This is a genomic window from Stappia stellulata DSM 5886 (assembly GCF_000423705.1).
GTDB classification, from domain to species: domain Bacteria; phylum Pseudomonadota; class Alphaproteobacteria; order Rhizobiales; family Stappiaceae; genus Stappia; species Stappia stellulata.
In genome coordinates this window covers 1017233-1034176 of sequence record NZ_AUIM01000004.1, presented here as the reverse complement: position 1 = coordinate 1034176, position 16944 = coordinate 1017233, and the positions used below count along the sequence as shown (strand labels likewise).

The 16944-nt window shown below is 65.0% G+C and carries 18 protein-coding genes; 12 read left to right on the top strand and 6 right to left on the bottom strand.

The genetic code is table 11. The features are described from left to right. Positions 1–26: 26 nt before the first annotated feature. The 3 genes from G572_RS0104995 to G572_RS0104985 all read right to left on the bottom strand — a co-directional run bounded on the left by G572_RS0104995 (position 27) and on the right by G572_RS0104985 (position 2921). Positions 27–974 carry an alpha-E domain-containing protein gene (locus G572_RS0104995; RefSeq protein WP_029057538.1) on the bottom strand — a complete coding sequence of 316 codons (948 nt, stop codon included), beginning with the start codon at positions 972–974 and terminating at the stop codon, positions 27–29. Positions 975–980: 6 nt separating this feature from the next. Further along, a complete protein-coding gene (locus tag G572_RS0104990; protein WP_029057537.1) occupies positions 981–2405 on the bottom strand; it encodes a circularly permuted type 2 ATP-grasp protein in 1425 nt (474 codons plus the stop codon). 231 nt (positions 2406–2636) lie between these two features. Further along, positions 2637–2921, bottom strand: coding sequence for a hypothetical protein (locus tag G572_RS0104985; RefSeq protein ID WP_037545868.1), 285 nt, complete (start codon positions 2919–2921; stop codon positions 2637–2639). Positions 2922–3332: 411 nt separating this feature from the next. On the opposite strand from G572_RS0104985, the gene G572_RS0104980 reads away from it, so the two are divergent. The 7 genes from G572_RS0104980 to G572_RS0104950 all read left to right on the top strand — a co-directional run bounded on the left by G572_RS0104980 (position 3333) and on the right by G572_RS0104950 (position 9175). Further along, complete coding sequence (locus G572_RS0104980; RefSeq protein WP_029057535.1) at positions 3333–3752, top strand: MerR family transcriptional regulator; 420 nt, start codon at positions 3333–3335, stop codon at positions 3750–3752. Then, positions 3749–4195 (top strand): PaaI family thioesterase, encoded by a 447-nt coding sequence (locus G572_RS0104975; RefSeq protein ID WP_029057534.1) that lies wholly within the window; start codon positions 3749–3751, stop codon positions 4193–4195. The genes G572_RS0104980 and G572_RS0104975 overlap by 4 nt, the downstream gene beginning before the upstream one ends. Continuing rightward, a complete protein-coding gene (locus G572_RS0104970; RefSeq protein WP_029057533.1) occupies positions 4188–4646 on the top strand; it encodes a GNAT family N-acetyltransferase in 459 nt (152 codons plus the stop codon). The genes G572_RS0104975 and G572_RS0104970 overlap by 8 nt, the downstream gene beginning before the upstream one ends. Before the next feature lie 59 nt (positions 4647–4705). Further along, positions 4706–5881 carry an isovaleryl-CoA dehydrogenase gene (locus tag G572_RS0104965; protein ID WP_029057532.1) on the top strand — a complete coding sequence of 392 codons (1176 nt, stop codon included), beginning with the start codon at positions 4706–4708 and terminating at the stop codon, positions 5879–5881. A 312-nt stretch (positions 5882–6193) separates the two neighbouring features. Then, entirely contained in the window at positions 6194–6808 is a 615-nt protein-coding gene (locus G572_RS0104960; RefSeq protein ID WP_029057531.1) for an ATP-dependent Clp protease proteolytic subunit, read from the top strand. Between the two features lie 84 nt (positions 6809–6892). Beyond that, a complete protein-coding gene (locus G572_RS0104955; protein ID WP_029057530.1) occupies positions 6893–7720 on the top strand; it encodes an aldo/keto reductase in 828 nt (275 codons plus the stop codon). A gap of 210 nt (positions 7721–7930) precedes the next feature. Continuing rightward, a complete protein-coding gene (locus G572_RS0104950; protein WP_029057529.1) occupies positions 7931–9175 on the top strand; it encodes an adenylate/guanylate cyclase domain-containing protein in 1245 nt (414 codons plus the stop codon). Here the strand turns inward: G572_RS0104950 and G572_RS25845 are convergent. After that, positions 9058–9813, bottom strand: a complete 756-nt coding sequence (locus G572_RS25845; RefSeq protein WP_029057528.1) for a DUF599 domain-containing protein — start codon at positions 9811–9813, stop codon at positions 9058–9060. The two genes, G572_RS0104950 and G572_RS25845, sit on opposite strands and share 118 nt — an antisense overlap. A gap of 350 nt (positions 9814–10163) precedes the next feature. On the opposite strand from G572_RS25845, the gene G572_RS26750 reads away from it, so the two are divergent. Both G572_RS26750 and G572_RS0104935 read left to right on the top strand, forming a co-directional pair. Next, the gene (locus G572_RS26750; RefSeq protein WP_281168746.1) at positions 10164–10298 is read left to right on the top strand and encodes a hypothetical protein; all 135 of its coding nucleotides are present in this window, start codon (positions 10164–10166) and stop codon (positions 10296–10298) included. Positions 10299–10488: 190 nt separating this feature from the next. Continuing rightward, positions 10489–10905: a rhodanese-like domain-containing protein gene (locus G572_RS0104935; RefSeq protein WP_029057527.1), complete on the top strand. Its 417-nt coding sequence runs from the start codon at positions 10489–10491 to the stop codon at positions 10903–10905. Between the two features lie 13 nt (positions 10906–10918). On the opposite strand, the gene G572_RS0104930 is transcribed toward G572_RS0104935, so the two are convergent. Then, positions 10919–11452 (bottom strand): hypothetical protein, encoded by a 534-nt coding sequence (locus G572_RS0104930; protein WP_156884469.1) that lies wholly within the window; start codon positions 11450–11452, stop codon positions 10919–10921. 132 nt (positions 11453–11584) lie between these two features. Here G572_RS0104930 and G572_RS0104925 point away from each other — a divergent pair, with 132 nt between their 5' ends. The 3 genes from G572_RS0104925 to G572_RS0104915 all read left to right on the top strand — a co-directional run bounded on the left by G572_RS0104925 (position 11585) and on the right by G572_RS0104915 (position 15979). Further along, complete coding sequence (locus tag G572_RS0104925; RefSeq protein WP_037545862.1) at positions 11585–12229, top strand: glutathione S-transferase family protein; 645 nt, start codon at positions 11585–11587, stop codon at positions 12227–12229. Between the two features lie 117 nt (positions 12230–12346). Then, the gene (locus tag G572_RS0104920; RefSeq protein ID WP_084649876.1) at positions 12347–13975 is read left to right on the top strand and encodes a carboxyl transferase domain-containing protein; all 1629 of its coding nucleotides are present in this window, start codon (positions 12347–12349) and stop codon (positions 13973–13975) included. A gap of 60 nt (positions 13976–14035) precedes the next feature. Next, entirely contained in the window at positions 14036–15979 is a 1944-nt protein-coding gene (locus G572_RS0104915; RefSeq protein ID WP_029057523.1) for an acetyl/propionyl/methylcrotonyl-CoA carboxylase subunit alpha, read from the top strand. A gap of 34 nt (positions 15980–16013) precedes the next feature. On the opposite strand, the gene G572_RS0104910 is transcribed toward G572_RS0104915, so the two are convergent. Then, positions 16014–16904, bottom strand: coding sequence for an NAD-dependent epimerase/dehydratase family protein (locus G572_RS0104910; protein ID WP_029057522.1), 891 nt, complete (start codon positions 16902–16904; stop codon positions 16014–16016). Between the last annotated feature and the right edge of the window lie 40 nt (positions 16905–16944).

Sequence of the window (16944 nt, the reverse complement as noted above, 5' to 3'; positions counted from 1 at the left end):
CGTGTCGGACCTGCGTCCGGTCCGTGTCACGAGAAGTGGTAGTCCGCGGCGAGCTGGGCGCCAAGCGCGTTGTTGCGGCCGATGAGGTCGGTCAGGAACTCGTGCAGGCCGCCCTGGAAGATCCGGTCCATCGAGGTGTCTTCCAGAAGCGACAACGTGCCTTGCGCCATGTCGCAGCTGACCGGACTGTCGTGATAACGCACCGCAAGCGCGGCGGCGCTTTCCGCGATCCAATCATAGCAGTATGCGATCGACCGTGGCATTTCCTTTCGCAGGATCAGGAATTCCGCCACGTTGAAGGGACGGACCTGCGCATCGCGATAGGCGTGGCGATAGCTCCTGTGCGCCGAAACCGACCGCAGGATCGTGGTCCACTGGTAGCGGTCCAGGTCGCCGCCGATCACTTCGTTGTCCGGCAGCAGGATCCAGTACTTCACGTCGAGGATCCGGGCGGTGTTGTCCGTGCGCTCGATGAAGGCGCCGAACTGGCTGAAATGGTAGCCCGCGTCGCGCATCAGGGTTCCGAGCATTGCGCCACGAAACAGCATGGAGCGCTGTTTGATCCAGGCCAGGAAGTCCGGCAGCTTGTTGTCGGTCATGTGCTGCGGACGAATGTCCAGGAACTCCAGATAGGTGGTGTTCAGGCTTTCCCACATTTCTCCGGTGATGGCGGTCCTGACGGAACGGGCGTTGTTGCGTGCGGCCTCGATGCAAGAACGTACCGAGGAGGGATTGTCCCGGTCGAACAGCATGTGCTGGACGACGGCCCGCTTGCTCGGGTCGTCGTATTTGGCGAAGAACGCTCCGTCGCATCCCGCGCTCACCAGCGTGGAGCGCCAGTCGTCGGAATGATCCTGCCCCAGGCGCGGGGTCATCGCGATGCGATAGCCGACTTCCAGCAGGCGGGCCATGTTCTCCGCGCGCTCGTTGTAGCGCGAGGTCCAGTAGAGCGAAGCGGCGGTGCGGCCGAGCATGTCTTGTCAGTCCTCCAGTACCCAGGTGTCCTTGGTGCCGCCACCCTGGCTGGAATTGACCACCAGCGAGCCCTTCTTCAAGGCAACGCGGGTCAGCCCGCCAGGCGTGATGCGCACCTTGTCCCCGACCAGAACATAGGGCCTGAGGTCGACATGCCGCGGGGCGAGGCCCGAGGCGACATGGGTGGGACACGCGGAGAGCGACAGGGTCGGCTGGGCGATGTAGTTCGACGGATTGGCCTTGAGCCGCCGCTTGAATTCCGCCAGCTCGCGTTTGGAGGCGGTCGGACCGATCAGCATGCCGTAGCCGCCCGATCCGTGCACTTCCTTGACCACGATGTCCGACAGATGGTCGAGCACATAGGCCAGATCGTCGTCCCGCGCGCAGTTCCAGGTGGGGACGTTCTGCAGGATCGGCTTTTGCCCGGTGTAGAATTCGATGATCTCCGGCAGATAGGCATAGACCGCCTTGTCGTCGGCGATGCCGGTGCCCGGCGCATTGCAGATCGTGACGTTTCCCGCGCGATAGGCGTCGAACAGCCCCGGCACGCCAAGCATGCTGTCGGGCCGGAAGGTGAGGGGGTCGAGGAAGGCGTCGTCGATGCGCCGGTAAATCACATGCACCCGCTCCGGCGCACGGGTGGTGCGCATGAAGACCTTGCCGTCCTCGACGAAAAGGTCGCGGGCCTCGCACAATTCGACGCCCATGCTGTCGGCGAGGAAGGCATGCTCGAAATAGGCGGAATTGTAGATCCCCGGCGTGAGGATACAGACCGTGGGGTCCTGCGCGTCGCAGGTTTCCGGTGCGACGCTTTCCAGCGTTTCGCGCAACAGGTCGGGATAGTGCTCGATCGGCGCGACCCGGTTCTGCTGAAACAGTTCCGGAAACATGCGCATCATGGTTTCGCGGTTTTCCAGCATGTAGGAGACCCCGGAGGGCGTGCGGGTGTTGTCCTCAAGAACGTAGAACTCATCCTCGCCGACGCGCACGAGATCCGTGCCGATGATATGCGCATAGACCTTGCGCGGCGGGGTGAAGCCGATCATCTCCGGGAGGAAGGCCTCGTTCTGGACCACCAGATCGGCGGGAATGCGGCCGGCGCGGATGATTTCCTGGCGGTGGTAGATGTCGTGCAGGAACGCGTTCAGTGCCCGCACCCGCTGGTCTATCCCGGCGGAAATGCGCCGCCATTCGGCCGCCGCGAGGACGCGCGGCACGATGTCGAAGGGGATCAGGCGTTCGGTCGCTTCCGACGTGCCATAAACGGCGAATGTGATGCCCAGACGCCGGAAAATCGTTTCGGCCTCGCGCGATTTCCTGCGCATTTCCGCAGGGGTCATGCCGGAAAACCAGTCCGCCAGCGCCTTGTAGGGCGCGCGGGGCTCTCCATCGGACCCAAGCATTTCGTTGAATGGCTCTGTATCCGTCATTCTCCCCCTCTGCGCGACCGTGTCCGGTTTTCCGGCTGCCAACCTTTGACAATTTCGCAAGCTGGCGTGGCGCGTCTCAAGTCCGAAAAAGCGCCAGACACTGGACAGTTTTTCAGCATTTCGGCACTGCCGGCGGTTGCCGTAGCGCGTTCTTCACCTTAGCCGCTGGAAGAATTCCGTCAAACGTGTGCATTGGGTGAGCGCGCAATCGAGCGCCCTGTTTTGCCTTCGTCAGTCCCACTCGAAGGGGCGAAACAGCGGCACCTCGCAGATGTAGCCGACCACGCAGCTTTGCGTGTCGCGGGTGCGGGCGACCTCGGGCCGCACGACCTCCCAGCGGTCGCACCAGCGCGGGCCGGCGACGAAGCGCTGATAGGTGTATTGGCCGGTGGTCATCACCACCGCGCCGCGCTGGGCGACCATCGCCTGCGCCTGTGCGCAGCTCATTCGGCGAAGGTCGGGTCGGGCCGCTTCGGCAACGGTCGGGACAAGGGCGGCGAGGGCGAGGACGAGCATCCCGGCGTATCCGGCAATCCGGCCGGCGCGTGCGTGCGATGGCTTCCGCATCCCGGGTGCGGTGGATTGGATCGTCGACATATGCGGACCTCCTGTCGGGGCGGAAAATGCGTCCCGCCGCTGAAACCGGCTCCGGTCGGCGGTTTGGGCATGAACGGCCTGCCGGATGCCTCGGCCCAGTTTGCCGGGTCGGGCGGTCGAGGCCAAGAAAAACCCGGAGTCTTTCAGGCGCCCCACCGCGCAAGGGCGGGGAAGACGCCGGGTGCGCCGCTGCCGCAAAGGGTGCATCGCTGATGGGTAAAACTCGATATCTTATCGACAATTATAGCAGTTATCTTATTGTAAGAAATGGTATAAATTTTACTTATTGACTTAAACGTAAAGGTAATTCAGCATGACCTCGGAGGGGTCATGCAGCCTTATTATACCATCACCCAGCTCACCCAGGAATTCGGCGTGACGACGCGGACGCTTCGGTTCTACGAGGCCGAGGGGTTTCTCAAGCCGCAACGGCGCGGGCGCCAGCGGCTTTATCGCCCCGGCGACCGGACGCGGCTGAAGCTGATCCTGCGCGGCAAGCGGCTGGGCTTCTCGCTGGCCGAGATCCGCGACATCATCACCATGTATGCGAAGGCGCCGGGCGAAGCGGGGCAGCTGCAGCTGTTGATGCGCCGTATCGAAAGCCGGCGTGCGGAGCTTCTGGCCAAGCGCCAGGACATCGACCTGACGCTTTCGGAGCTTGAAGAGGTGGAGGCCGGGTGCCGCAAGCGGCTCGCCGAGATGGGACCGGCCGGCGACCTGTTCTCCGCTCTTGGGGACAAGGCGCCATGAGCGCGCAGCAGCCCCGCGATCCGGCATGGGAGGCGCGGGTGCGCGCAAGCTTCGCGCGCCAGGCGTTCATGACCACGCTGGGTGCGGAGATTGCCGCGCTTGCGCCCGGGCGGGTCGAACTCGCGGCCGCGTATCAGCCCGGCCTGACCCAACAGCACGGTTTCTTTCACGCCGGGGTGACCAGCACGCTGGCCGACAGTGCGGCCGGCTATGCGGCGCTCTCGCTGTTCGAGCCGGGGCACGGCGTGCTGACCACCGAATTCAAGATGAACCTGCTCAATCCCGGGCGCGGCGACCGGATCAGGGCCGTCGGTCGGGTCATCAAGCCCGGCCGGACGCTGACCGTGGCGGCCGCCGACGTCTATGGCTTCGGCGACTTCGGCGAGGTCCATATAGCGACCGGCCTCTTCACCATGATCGCGCGGGAGGGACTGAATGACTGAGGCAGAAAGGATCGCGATCCGGCCGCTCGTCGCCGCCGACCGCGCCGACTGGCTGCGGCTGTGGCAGGCCTATCTCGCTTTCTACCGGCAGGAGCTTGGCGATGGGGTGTCGGAGGCGGTTTTCGCCCGGATCTCCGGCGACGGCGCCCATTGCGGTCTTGTCGTCGAGCAGGGCGGCCGGATGGTCGGATTTGTCCACTATATCGTCCACGAAACCACCTGGTCGCTCGCGCCGACCTGCTACCTGGAAGACCTCTATGTGGACGGTGCGATGCGCGGCGGCGGTGCCGGACGGGCACTGATTGCGGCTGTCGACGAAGCCGCCAAGGCGCGCGGCTGCCGCTCCGTCTACTGGCACACCCATGACGACAATGCCCGCGCGAGGGCGCTCTATGACAAGGTTGCGGTGCTGAGTCCCTTCGTGCGCTACGACCAGATCCTGACCCCGTAATCTTGAACCCAACCGCCCGGACGCGCCCCGGCCGCGCCGTCCGAACCGGAGCCAAAGCCATGATCCGCAACGATTTTCCTGCCTTCAACTTCAATCTCGGCGAGACCGCAGACATGCTGCGCGACAGCGTGCGCTCGTTTTCGCAGGACAGGATTGCGCCGCTCGCCGAGCGTATCGACCGCGAGGACTGGTTCCCGCGCGCCGAGCTGTGGCCGGCGATGGGCGAGCTTGGCCTGCATGGCATCACGGTGGAAGAGGAATGGGGCGGCACCGGCCTCGGGTATCTGGAGCATTGCATCGCGATGGAGGAAGTGTCGCGCGCATCGGCCTCCATCGGCCTGTCCTACGGCGCGCATTCCAACCTGTGCGTCAATCAGCTGCGCCGCTGGGGCACGGATGCGCAAAAGACCCGCTATCTGGAAAAGCTGATCACCGGCGAGCATCTCGGTGCGCTGGCGATGTCGGAGCCGGGGGCGGGGTCGGATGTCGTTTCCATGAAGCTGCGGGCCGACAAGAAGGGCGACCGCTACATTCTGAACGGGTCCAAGATGTGGATCACCAACGGGCCGGATGCCGACACGCTGATCGTCTACGCCAAGACCGATCCGGCGGCCGGACCCAAGGGCATCACCGCCTTTCTGATCGAGAAGGGCTTCGCCGGCTTTTCCGTTGCCCAGAAGCTCGACAAGCTTGGCATGCGCGGGTCGGAGACCGGCGAGCTGGTGTTCCAGGACTGCGAGGTCCCGGAGGAAAACGTGCTTCATCAGGTCGGCAAGGGCGTCAATGTGCTGATGTCGGGCCTCGACTACGAACGCGCGGTGCTTGCCGCCGGTGCCGTCGGCATCATGCAGGCCGCGATGGATGCGGTGATCCCCTATATTCACGAGCGCAAGCAGTTCGATCAGCCGATCGGCACGTTCCAGCTCGTTCAGGGAAAGGTCGCGGACATGTATGTCGCGATGAATTCCTCCAAGGCCTATGTCTATGCCGTGGCGCAAGCCTGCGACCGGGGCGAGACGACGCGCGAGGATGCCGCCGGCGCGATCCTCTATGCCGCTGAAACCGCCACCAAGATGGCGCTCGACGCGATCCAGCTGCTCGGCGGCAACGGCTACATCAACGAATATCCGACCGGCCGGCTCCTGCGCGACGCCAAACTCTACGAGATCGGTGCCGGAACGTCCGAAATCCGACGCATGCTGATCGGCCGGGAGATCTTCAACAAGACCGGTTGAGGGGCAGATGCGAGTTGCCACCCCACCACCCGCTTCGCCCATTCCTGGACTGCGGCGGTCGTCTCGGTCGGGAGGCCCGGGGATCTGGCGCAGGTGTCGGGGAGGGGGGCGTGCACGCCTCCGGGACGGTGCGCCGCGTGACCGCCCGGTGCGGCGAGCGCCAAAAAGTCGCCCTGCGGGCGCGATGTTTGGGGTCATGGAAACCTTCTTTCCGAAACCCCTTTGCCGCGCGGGCGCGCATCGCCTAAGTATGGGGGTCGAGACAGGGCCTTTCCGGGCCGAATCCGTCTTCACAAGGAGCAGATCTTGCACATGACCAACAAGACGACCGATGTGCCGAGCCGCCTCGACGACGAGGAAGAGGAAAAGACCAAGACGCCGAGTTCCATTCAGGTCGACAAGCATCTGTTCGACGCGCGCACGGTTCTCATCACCGGGCCGATCACCCAGGAACTGGCGCGGGACGTCAGCGCGCGCCTGATGGCGCTGGCGCAGGTGTCGCATGATCCGATCACCGTGATCGTGTCCTCGCCCGGCGGCCACGTCGAATCGGGCGACATGATCCATGACACCATCAAGTTCATCGCGCCCGAGGTTCGTATCCTGGGCATGGGCTGGGTGGCGAGCGCCGGCGCGCTGATCTACGTCTCGGTTCCCAAGGAGCGTCGTTACTGCACGCCGAACACGCGCTTCCTGCTGCATCAACCGTCCGGCGGCGCCGGCGGCCAGGCATCGGACATCGAGATCCAGGCGCGCGAGATCCTCAAGATGCGCGACCGCTTGAACAAGATCTTCGCCGATGCCACCGGACAGCCGATGGAGCGGATCGAGAAAGACACCGACCGCGACTACTGGATGGGGCCGGACGAGGCCATCGAATACGGTCTCGTCGGCAAGGTCGCGGCCTCCGTTTCCGATCTCGACTGAGGTTCCTTCGGGCGGGTTCCTTCGCGGTTCCCGCCCGAATCATGTCCGCACGCCGGAGACGTTGTCACCGAAGAGGATCCTGCAATGAAATACCTGTCTCTCAATGGCATCGACATGCCGGCGCTGGGCCTTGGCACCTGGCCGCTCAGCGGCGAACCGTGCCGTGACATCGTGCGGGCCGCGCTGGAAAGCGGCTGGTCCCATGTCGATACGGCGGCGATGTACGACAACGAAAAGGATGTCGGGGCCGGCCTTCGGGCATCGGGGCGTTCGCGCGACGACTATTTTCTCACCACCAAGGTTTGGCACGACCGCCTCGACCCGGAGCTGATGCTGCGCTCCTGCGAGGACAGTCTCGACCGGCTCGGGCTTGAGCATGTCGACCTCTTCCTGATCCATTGGCCGAATGCCCATGTTCCCTTGAAGGAACAGATGGAGGCTCTGCTCGAGGTGCGCGCGCGCGGCTGGGCGCGGGCGATCGGCGTGTCGAATTTCACGGCCGCGCTGGTGCGCGAGGCACAGGATCTCACCGGTGGAGCGCTGTCGCTCAATCAGGTGGAGTATCACCCGCAGCTGTCCCAGAAGGCGGTGCGCGCGGCGCTTGCCGAGGCCGGCATGGGGCTGACCGCCTATTCCCCGATCCAGAAGGGCGCGGTGCGCGAGCAGCAGGTCATTCGCGACATCGCGAAGCGTCACGGCAAATCGGAGGTCCAGGTCACGCTGCGCTGGCTGGTGCAGCAGGACAATGTGGCCGCGATCCCCAAGACCGGAAACCCGGCACGGCTTGCCGAGAATGCGGCGATTTTCGACTTCGAGCTGAGCGCGGACGAGATGGACGCGATCTTCGCGCTGGGCAGCGGGAACGGGCGCCGGGTCGATCCGGATTTCGCGCCGGAGTGGGACGCCGAATAGGCTTTTCCTGCCTCTGGGGAACACGTGATCGCGAAACGGTCTTTTTTCGGCTAAACTCCGGCCCTAGATAAGCTTGGAGCCTGCCCCCGCGGCAATACGCCGGGCCCGGCTCGGTTTGGCGTGGCGCTTCGGCCGCGCGGCAATGCGGCATTTCGGGTCGCGACGTGGCAGACAGCAGGGGCCCGGGCGACCCGGGGCGAAGGGGCATCCATGACGATCAACGCAACCGTGCTGGCCGCCGATGTCATGGAATGGCTTTATGGCGAAGCCGTCATGATCGGCGACAGTCTGGAGCTCATCGAGACGCTGGCGCAGCGGTTGCGCAAGAGCGGCTTGCTCGTCGAGCGGATTTCCACCTCGATCCCGCTGCTGCATCCCAATGTTCGCGCGGAAAGCGCTTTGTGGAGCAGCGACGGCGAGCGGGAAATGCGCCGCTATTTCGAGTCGGCGGAGACCAACGAGGTGTATCTGGCCAGCCCGCTGAAGGTGGTCTACACCGAGAGACGCAGTGTGCGCATCCGGCTGATCGGCGATGAAGAGCCGCCGCACTTCGGCATCACGCCGGATCTGATCGAGGGTGGATATACCGACTACATCATTCTGCCGATGCCGTTTTCCGACGGTTCGCTGAAGGGGGTGAGCTTCGCGACCCGCGCAAGGAACGGCTTTTCCGGCGCCGAGATCGGTCTTCTGGAGGCAATCACCCGGCCGCTGGCGCTGATCTGCGAGCTGCAGACCCTGAAACGCACGTCGCGCACCTTGATGGAAACCTATGTCGGGCACCGCGCCGGCGAGCGCGTTCTGGAGGGGACCGTTCATCGCGGCGACGGCGAGACGATTTCGGCCGTCGTCGGCTTTGCCGACCTGCGCGGCTTCACCGAGCTCTCCAACGCGTTGCCCGGCGATAAGCTGATCGCGTTGCTCAATGCCTATTTCGAGGCGATCACGAGCGCCGTCGAGGCGCATGGCGGCGAGGTGCTGAAATTCATCGGCGACGAGGTGATGACGGTCTTTCCCTACCGCTGCCCGGAGAGCGCACGCGAAGCGTCCCGACAGGCGCTTATGGCCGCACGCGACGCGGTGGAGAGGATCTCCGAGATCAACCGCACCTGTTGCGAAAAGTCGCAGGAACTGCGTGTCGGCATTGCCCTGCATGCCGGCGACGTCTTCTTCGGCAATGTCGGCGCAAAGACGCGGCTCGATTTCACCGTTGTCGGACCGGTCGTTAACCTGGCGTCCCGGATCGCCGGGCTCACCCGCGATCTCAACCAGGACATTCTCGTCTCGGAGGCCATCGCCGACATCATGGGCTGCCGCGCCGGACTGATGGGCAGCTTTCAGGTGAAGGGGTTTGCCGAGCCTGTCTCCGTCTTCATGGCGCCCTTGTCGGCGATCGGGTCCGATGGCGACTGGTGTGCGGAAACGGCGAGGGTTCTTGCCCTGGAGGCGAACTGACGCCTGGTGAGGACGATCATCACGAAAAGGGTGGTGACGAAAAACACACGGGCGTCGGCGAACCAGCCGAGATATCCGATGGAGAAGAAAAACGCCCGCTGCCCGCGATTGAAGTGGCCGCCGGCGAGCACCATCATGCCGCCCGCGCGTTTGGCGAAGTCCGCCACATGCGCCGGCTTCGGGTCTCCGTCGGGCATGGCGCCCATCATGATCGTGGCGTAGTTGAACAGCCGATAGGCCCAGCCGAACTTGAAGAACGCATAGGCATAGATCAGCGTCAGGCCGATCACCTTCAATTCCCAGGTGGCGGGGTTGCGTCCTTCGTCCAGTCCGAGGTCCTGCATGATCCGAAAGACCGATTCGGTCGAGGTCAGAAGGGCGAAACAGCCACCGATCGCCAGAAGCGAGGTCGAGGCGAAGAAGCCCGTGCCCTGCTGAAGCCCGCCGGCGACGGCGATGTCCATGATCCTCACCGGCCGGCGGCTCATTTCCAGCATCCAGCCGATGCGATGCCGGTTCATCGCATGCGACAGCGTGCGCTTGCGCAAGGGCGACAGCTCAACGACTGCGTGAAAGCCAAGCCAGCCCGCCAGGAACCAGGCAAGCGCAGCAAGATCGAGGGCGGTAAGAATGTCCATCAGAGTTCCTGTGCCGGCAGCGGTGCGCGACATGCGCCTGCGACACAGTGGCCCCGGACGGGCGTGCGATCAAGCAAGGCGGTGACTTTGCGCGCGTCGCCGATTTCGGGCGCAAGAGCGGAGAAACGGCGGATTTCCGGTCGTCGGCGCGATGTTTCCTCCACAAGCCCCTGTGGGCAACCGGAGGGGAGAGGGCGGAAAAACCGCCATGCGTGACGCGCACGGCAGGTCGCCCATTTTTTCACCTTGCGAAAGCCTTTCCAAATCGTTAAATCCCGCTCGTCCGAACACGGCGCGCAATTGGTGCCGCCGCAACTCATCATGGGCTCAGGATCGGGCAAGGGGTTCTCATGGACGAACATGTGCAGAAATCCTGCTGGGGCGTGGCGGCATGGGCCGTTATCCTGGCCGGTGGCGTTCTCGCCTTGATGGTCGTATTCGGCGGTGCCGACGTCGGTCCCGCCACGGTGGTGGCGGTTCAATAGACGTTGCGCGGCCCGGGGCCGCGGACACCGGAATCGAGACAGGGGTGCGGCGGGGCCGCGCCCCTTTTTGTTTGTGTCTTGCGCATTCCGGCCGTTCGTTCTGCCGTTGCCTCTTTCGCGTCTTGAAAAACCCGGCCGCAGGGCAAAGACTGACCGAAAGGCGGCGGGACCAAAACAGGAGAGGGACACGATGGCGGGAGCGATAACCAGAGGCTACAAGGCGCTGATCGAAGCGGCCAACGCCGAGATCGAGACGCTGAGCGTGGCCGAAGCCATGGCGCTTCATGGCGACCCGCAGGTCGTGTTCGTCGACATCCGCGATATCCGGGAGCTGGGGCGGGAAGGGCGGATGCCGGGTGCCGTTCATGCTCCGCGCGGCATGCTGGAATTCTGGGTCGATCCGGACAGCCCCTATCACAAGCCGGTGTTTGGCGAGGACAAGCGGTTCGTCTTCTTCTGCGCCGCCGGCTGGCGTTCAGCGCTTGCAACGAAGACGGTGCAGGACATGGGATTGACGCGTGTCGCGCATATCGACGGCGGTTTCGGCGCCTGGAAGGCGCAGGGCGGGCCGGTCGACGAAGAAACGAAAGACAGCAAGGCGCCTTGACCGCCGGCAGCGCTCAGCAGGCCGGGCACGCCTCGACGGGGCGGGGTTTCGGGCGTTGCCGGCCGTGGGACGAGGCGCGCTGGAAAACCATCTGCCGGAGTTTGCGGACGCCGGCCGGCGTGCTCGACAGCAGTCCGCCGAAGCGCATGGGGCCCATTTCAAAGACAATCAGGGTCACCGGACCGAGGCCTGGCCAGTCCACTTCGGCGCCCCAACTGGGCACCTCTTCGGCGGAGGCCACGCCGGCGAGGACGACGGCATCGTCACGTGACAGGTTGACGCCAGCCGACACCGGCCATTCGATCCGCGCAAGGCCTGTGGGAATGCGCCACAGACGCATGGACGCGCCGGCATCGATCAGGAGTTCCCTCCGGTCCTCGGAAAGGGCGATATGCACCAGCCGCTGGTCGAACCCCGTCGGCACGATCTCGAGACCCTGGTCGGAGCGGACGAGCGTTGCGGTGTTGGCGACGATGTAGGGCTCCGGCGCGGGCACTTGCGGCATGGCAGCACCCGTCATCCCCAGAAGAAGGGCAAGCGTCGGCACTGCGGGTATCAGGCGGCGGAGTGAAGGAAGCTGGATCATCTGGCTGTCGCAGTCATCGGAATTCGGCCACACTAAACAGCACTGCCTTCCGTAAGGCGAATCATTTCCCGTGCAAGATGGATGCTGATTGCCATGAAGTTGATTGTCGGAAACAAAAATTACTCCTCCTGGTCACTGCGCGCCTGGCTCGCGCTCGCGCTGACCGGCACGTCCTTCGAGGAAGAACTGCTCCCGCTCGATACTCCGGAGTTTTACGACCGCATCGAGGGACTGTCTCCGGCCGGGCGCGTGCCGGTGCTGATCGATGGCGATGTGACGGTCTGGGATACGCTGTCGATCATCGAATATCTGGCCGAGCGGTTTCCCGATGCGGGCCTGTGGCCAGCCGCGCCCCATGCCCGTGCCCATGCGCGCTCGATCTGCGCGGAGTTTCATTCCGGCTTTCCCGCCTTGCGGGGACATTTTCCGATGAACCTGCGCCGGACACCGGCGCCGCATCCGCAAGACCCGGAGGCCGGGCGCGACATCGCCCGTATCCGCGAGATCTGGACGACCTGCCGGTCGAAGGCCGGCGACAGCGGCCCCTTTCTCTTCGGCGCGTTTTCCGCCGCCGACTGTTTCTTCGCGCCGGTCGTCACCCGGTTTCTCACTTACACGCTGGAGATGGGCGAGACAGAACGGGCCTACGCGGAGGCGGTGATGGCGCATCCGCTGATGCAGGCATGGTGTGCGGAGGCAGCCAAGGAAACGGCAATCGTTGACGCGGACGAGGTTTGATTTGTATCTTAAGTATATGATTTTACTTAATAAATCTTAAGACGTTGACTGGCACGTAAACGTCATTCAATGTCTTTTCCCGAATGAGGCCGTGGCCGTCCGGGGGCGGTCGGCACGATGAACCGAGGGGGCGAACGGGTGGCGATCCTGCGCAGCAATTCCACAATCCAGGGCGCGGAGCTGGAAGCCAATCGCAGTGCCTGGGCGGCACTGGCGGAGGATCTCGCGCAAAAGCGGGCCGAAGCCGCGCGCGGCGGCAACCAGCGGGCGCGCGAGCGGCATCTGTCGCGGGGCAAGCTTCTGCCGCGCGAGCGGGTGACGCGGCTTCTCGATCCCGGCACGCCGTTCCTGGAGCTTGGTGCGCTTGCCGCGCACGGGATGTACGGGGATGCGATCCATGGCGCGGGACTGATCACCGGCATCGGCCGTGTGTCGGGCCGCGACTGCATGATCGTGTGCAACGATGCCACCATCAAGGGCGGCACCTACTACCCGATGACGGTGAAGAAGCACCTGCGCGCGCAGGAAGTCGCGATGGAAAACCGTCTGCCCTGCATCTATCTGGTCGATTCCGGCGGCGCCAACCTGCCGAACCAGACCGAGGTGTTTCCCGACCGCGACCACTTTGGCCGCATCTTTTACAATCAGGCCAACATGTCGGCGGCGGGCATTCCGCAGATCGCTGTCGTCATGGGGTCCTGTACGGCGGGCGGGGCCTATGTGCCGGCGATGTCGGACGAAACCGTCATCGTGCGCCGGCAGGGCACGATCTTCCTCGCCGGACCGCCGTTGGTCAAGGCGGCCACGGGCGAGGAGGTGTCGGCGGAGGATCTGGGTGGCGCCGAGGTCCATGCGCGCGTCTCCGGTGTGGCCGATCACTACGCCATCGACGACGATCAGGCACTGGCGCAGGCGCGGCGCATCGTCGCCAATCTGAACACGGTCAAGACGCCGGAGGCGGCACTGCAGCCCGCGCGCGATCCGGTGCTCGATCCGGGCGAGCTGGAAGGCGTCGTGCCGGTCGATCTGCGCAAGCAATATGACATTCGCGAGGTCATTGGCCGCATCGTCGACGGTTCGGAGTTCGACGAGTTCAAGGCGACCTATGGCACCACGTTGGTGACGGGCTTTGCCCGGATCATGGGCATGCCGGTCGGTGTGATTGCCAACAACGGCATTCTCTTTTCGGAATCCGCGCTCAAGGGCGCGCATTTCGTCGAATTGTGCTGCCAGCGCAAGATCCCGCTGCTCTTCCTGCAAAACATCACCGGCTTCATGGTCGGACGCGAGTATGAGGCCGGTGGAATCGCCAAGGACGGGGCCAAGCTGGTGACGGCGGTGGCAAGCGCCAAGGTGCCCAAGATCACCGTGATCGTCGGCGGCTCCTATGGCGCGGGAAACTATGGCATGTGCGGGCGCGCCTATGGACCGCGGTTCCTGTTCATGTGGCCGAACGCGCGGATCTCGGTCATGGGGGGCGAGCAGGCGGCGAGCGTGCTGGCCACCGTCAAGCGCGACAACATCGAGGCCGACGGCGGGACCTGGAGCGCGGAGGAGGAGGTCGCGTTCAAGACGCCGATCCGCGAGAAATACGAGGCGGAGGGGCATCCCTATCATGCCACCGCGCGGCTTTGGGACGACGGCATCATCCTGCCGCAGGAAACCCGCAGGGTGCTGGGTCTCGCCTTTTCCGCAAGCCTGAATGCGCCGATCCCGGAGACGCGCTTCGGCATTTTCCGCATGTGACATGGCGGCCCGCCGCTTTCCGGCGGGCGCGTTTCAAGCCTGAAAGACAAGAGGATCGCCATGCTGGATTCGGTGCTGATCGCCAATCGCGGGGAAATCGCCTGCCGCATCATCAAGACCGCGCGGCGTCTGGGCCTGCGTACCATCGCCGTCTATTCGGAGGCCGACCGCAACGCGCTTCACGTGCGCATGGCGGACGAAGCGGTCGCCATCGGGCCGGCGCCGAGTTCGGAAAGCTATCTGGTTGGAGAGCGCATCCTGGAGGCGGCGCGTCAAACGGGTGCAGCCTCGATCCATCCGGGCTACGGGTTCCTGTCGGAAAACGCCGCCTTCGCGCAGGCCTGTGCCGATGCCGGGATCGTCTTCGTCGGGCCGTCAGCGGCCGCGATCCGGGCCATGGGCCTGAAGGACGGGGCCAAGGCGCTGATGGAAAAGGCCGGGGTGCCGGTCGTGCCCGGCTATCACGGCGACCGGCAGGACGCGGAATTCCTCAAGCGGAAAGCCTATGAGATCGGGTATCCGGTCTTGATCAAGGCGGTGGCCGGCGGCGGTGGCAAGGGCATGCGCCGGGTCGACAAGGCCATCGAGTTCGAGGCGGCACTTGCCTCCGCGCAGCGCGAGGCGCAATCGGCCTTTGGCGATCCGCGCGTTCTGATCGAGAAATTCATCCTCAATCCGCGCCACGTGGAAATCCAGGTGTTCGGCGACGGCAAGGGCAATGCGGTGCATCTGTTCGAGCGTGACTGCTCCGCGCAGCGCCGCCACCAGAAGGTGCTTGAGGAGGCGCCGGCCCCCGGCATGAGCGAGGAAACCCGCGCCGCAATGGGCGATGCGGCGGTGGCCGCGGCCAAGGCGGTCGATTACGCCGGTGCCGGCACCATCGAATTCATCGCCGACGGCTCCGGGGCGCTCCGGCCCGACGGCTTCTGGTTCATGGAGATGAACACGCGGCTCCAGGTGGAGCATCCGGTGACCGAGCTTGTCACCGGGCAGGATCTGGTCGAATGGCAGTTTCGTGTCGCCTCGGGCGAGGGTCTGCCGCTGACGCAGGACGAGATCCGTCTCGACGGCCACGCGGTGGAGGTGCGGCTCTATGCGGAAGATCCAGACAGCGGCTTCCTGCCGTCGACCGGCACGCTCGATCTTCTGATGTTGCCGGAAGGCGAGGGCATTCGCATCGACACGGGCGTGGAGGCCGGAGGCGAGATCTCGCCCTTCTACGATCCGATGATCGCCAAGGTCATCGCCTATGCGCCGACGCGCGAAGAGGCGCTCGACCGGCTTGCCCATCAGTTCGGCGTGTCCTGGATCGCCGGTCCGAAGAACAATCTGGCCTTTCTGGCGAGCCTCGTCGCTCACCCGGAGGTCCGGGCCGGCGGTTTTGACACCGGCCTGATCGACCGGGATCTCGAAGCGCTGACGCAAGGCTCGGTGTCTCCGGCGACGATTTCCATGGCGGTTGCGGCGCTGCTCGACGGACAGGAGAGCGCTGACGGTGTGGCGGAGAGCGGGTGGACCGATCCTTTCGCGCTGCGCGATGCCTTCCAGCTTTCAGGGCAGCGCTCGGTCGGTGTTCGGGTCGAGGTCGATGGCGAGGCGCGCGACATTCAACTGGCGTGGCGCGATGGCCGCGCGGTCCCGCAAGGCGATGCGGACGCCGGCGAGAGCGCGGGCATCGTAAGCTGGGCGGGTGACGTGGTCTATGCGCTGGAAGGCGGGCGGGCGGTCAAGGTCGCGCGTGTCGATCAGCTGGCACGCGTGGCGGAAGAGGCCGAAGGGGCCGCCGCGATCAAGGCGCCGATGCATGGCAAGGTGATCGCGGTCGATGTGGCGGCCGGCGACACGGTCGCCAAGGGCGACCGGCTGGCCGTGGTCGAGGCGATGAAAATGGAACATGCCGTCGTCGCACCGCGCGACGGCACGGTGGAAACAGTCTTCGTCAGCGAAGGCGGGCAGGTCGATCAGGGCGCGCCGATGGTCTCGCTGGTCGAGGTCGACGCCTGAGTTCACGAGGCGCAAACGAGGTCCGCTGCGTCGACTACCGAGCGACCGGCGTGAGGGCGTCGACCAGATCGGCAGGCGTTGTGAAACGCGGGGTCCAGCCAAGAAGCTTGGCCGCGCCGGCGTGCGATGCGCGTTGCGACAGGGCGTAGCCGGCGGCAATGTCGTGGTGCAGGGCAAGACCCGGCGCGCGCTCTTCATGTTCGAGATCGAGCCGGAGGCCGAGGCTGTCTGAGACAAGGCGCATCAGCGTGGAGACGGGCACCGCTTCCACGCCACATCCGAAGGCGCTGAGGCGATAGCGCCGTGCCTCAACCACGCGCACATAGAGATCCGCCAGGTCCTCATCCGATATCAGCGGCCACAGCGTGTCCAGTCCGGCACGCGTGCGAAAGGCATGGCCGGTCTCCGCCGCACGGCGCATCTCGGCGACGGGGCCGCCGTCACGGCCGCAGACGAGCGCCGGGTGAATGACCGAAAGCGCCAGATGGCGCATCGGCAACAGCGAGCGGATGGCATTGGCCACATGGGCGAAGGCTGGCAGCGGTCGAAACGGCGTGCTCTCGCGCAAGGGGACCGTCGGGCTCGCCGGAAAGAGCCAGATGCCGCCGGTGTAGACCACGCTGAAGGGCTGGGGACGGTCGGCGGGAAGGGATTTGAGGGCCGCGACGAGGCGGCGTTCGACCGTGACGGATTGTGCGTCGAACGTGGCGGCCGTATGCACCAGCGCATCGCAGCGCGCGGCTTCTTCAAGCCAGGCGCGCGGCTCGCGCAGGTCGCCGGAAACGGCTTGCGCGCCAGCGGCCCGGAGCCTTGCGCCGCTGTCCGCCGAGCGTGCCAGCGCCTTCACGCCGTGGCCGCGCGACAGGAGCAGCGCGAGCACCGCGCGCCCGATGGTTCCGGTTCCGCCTGTGAGAAAGATCTGCATCCCCAATTAAAAGCGCCGCGCAACCGATTCGCGCAAGCGT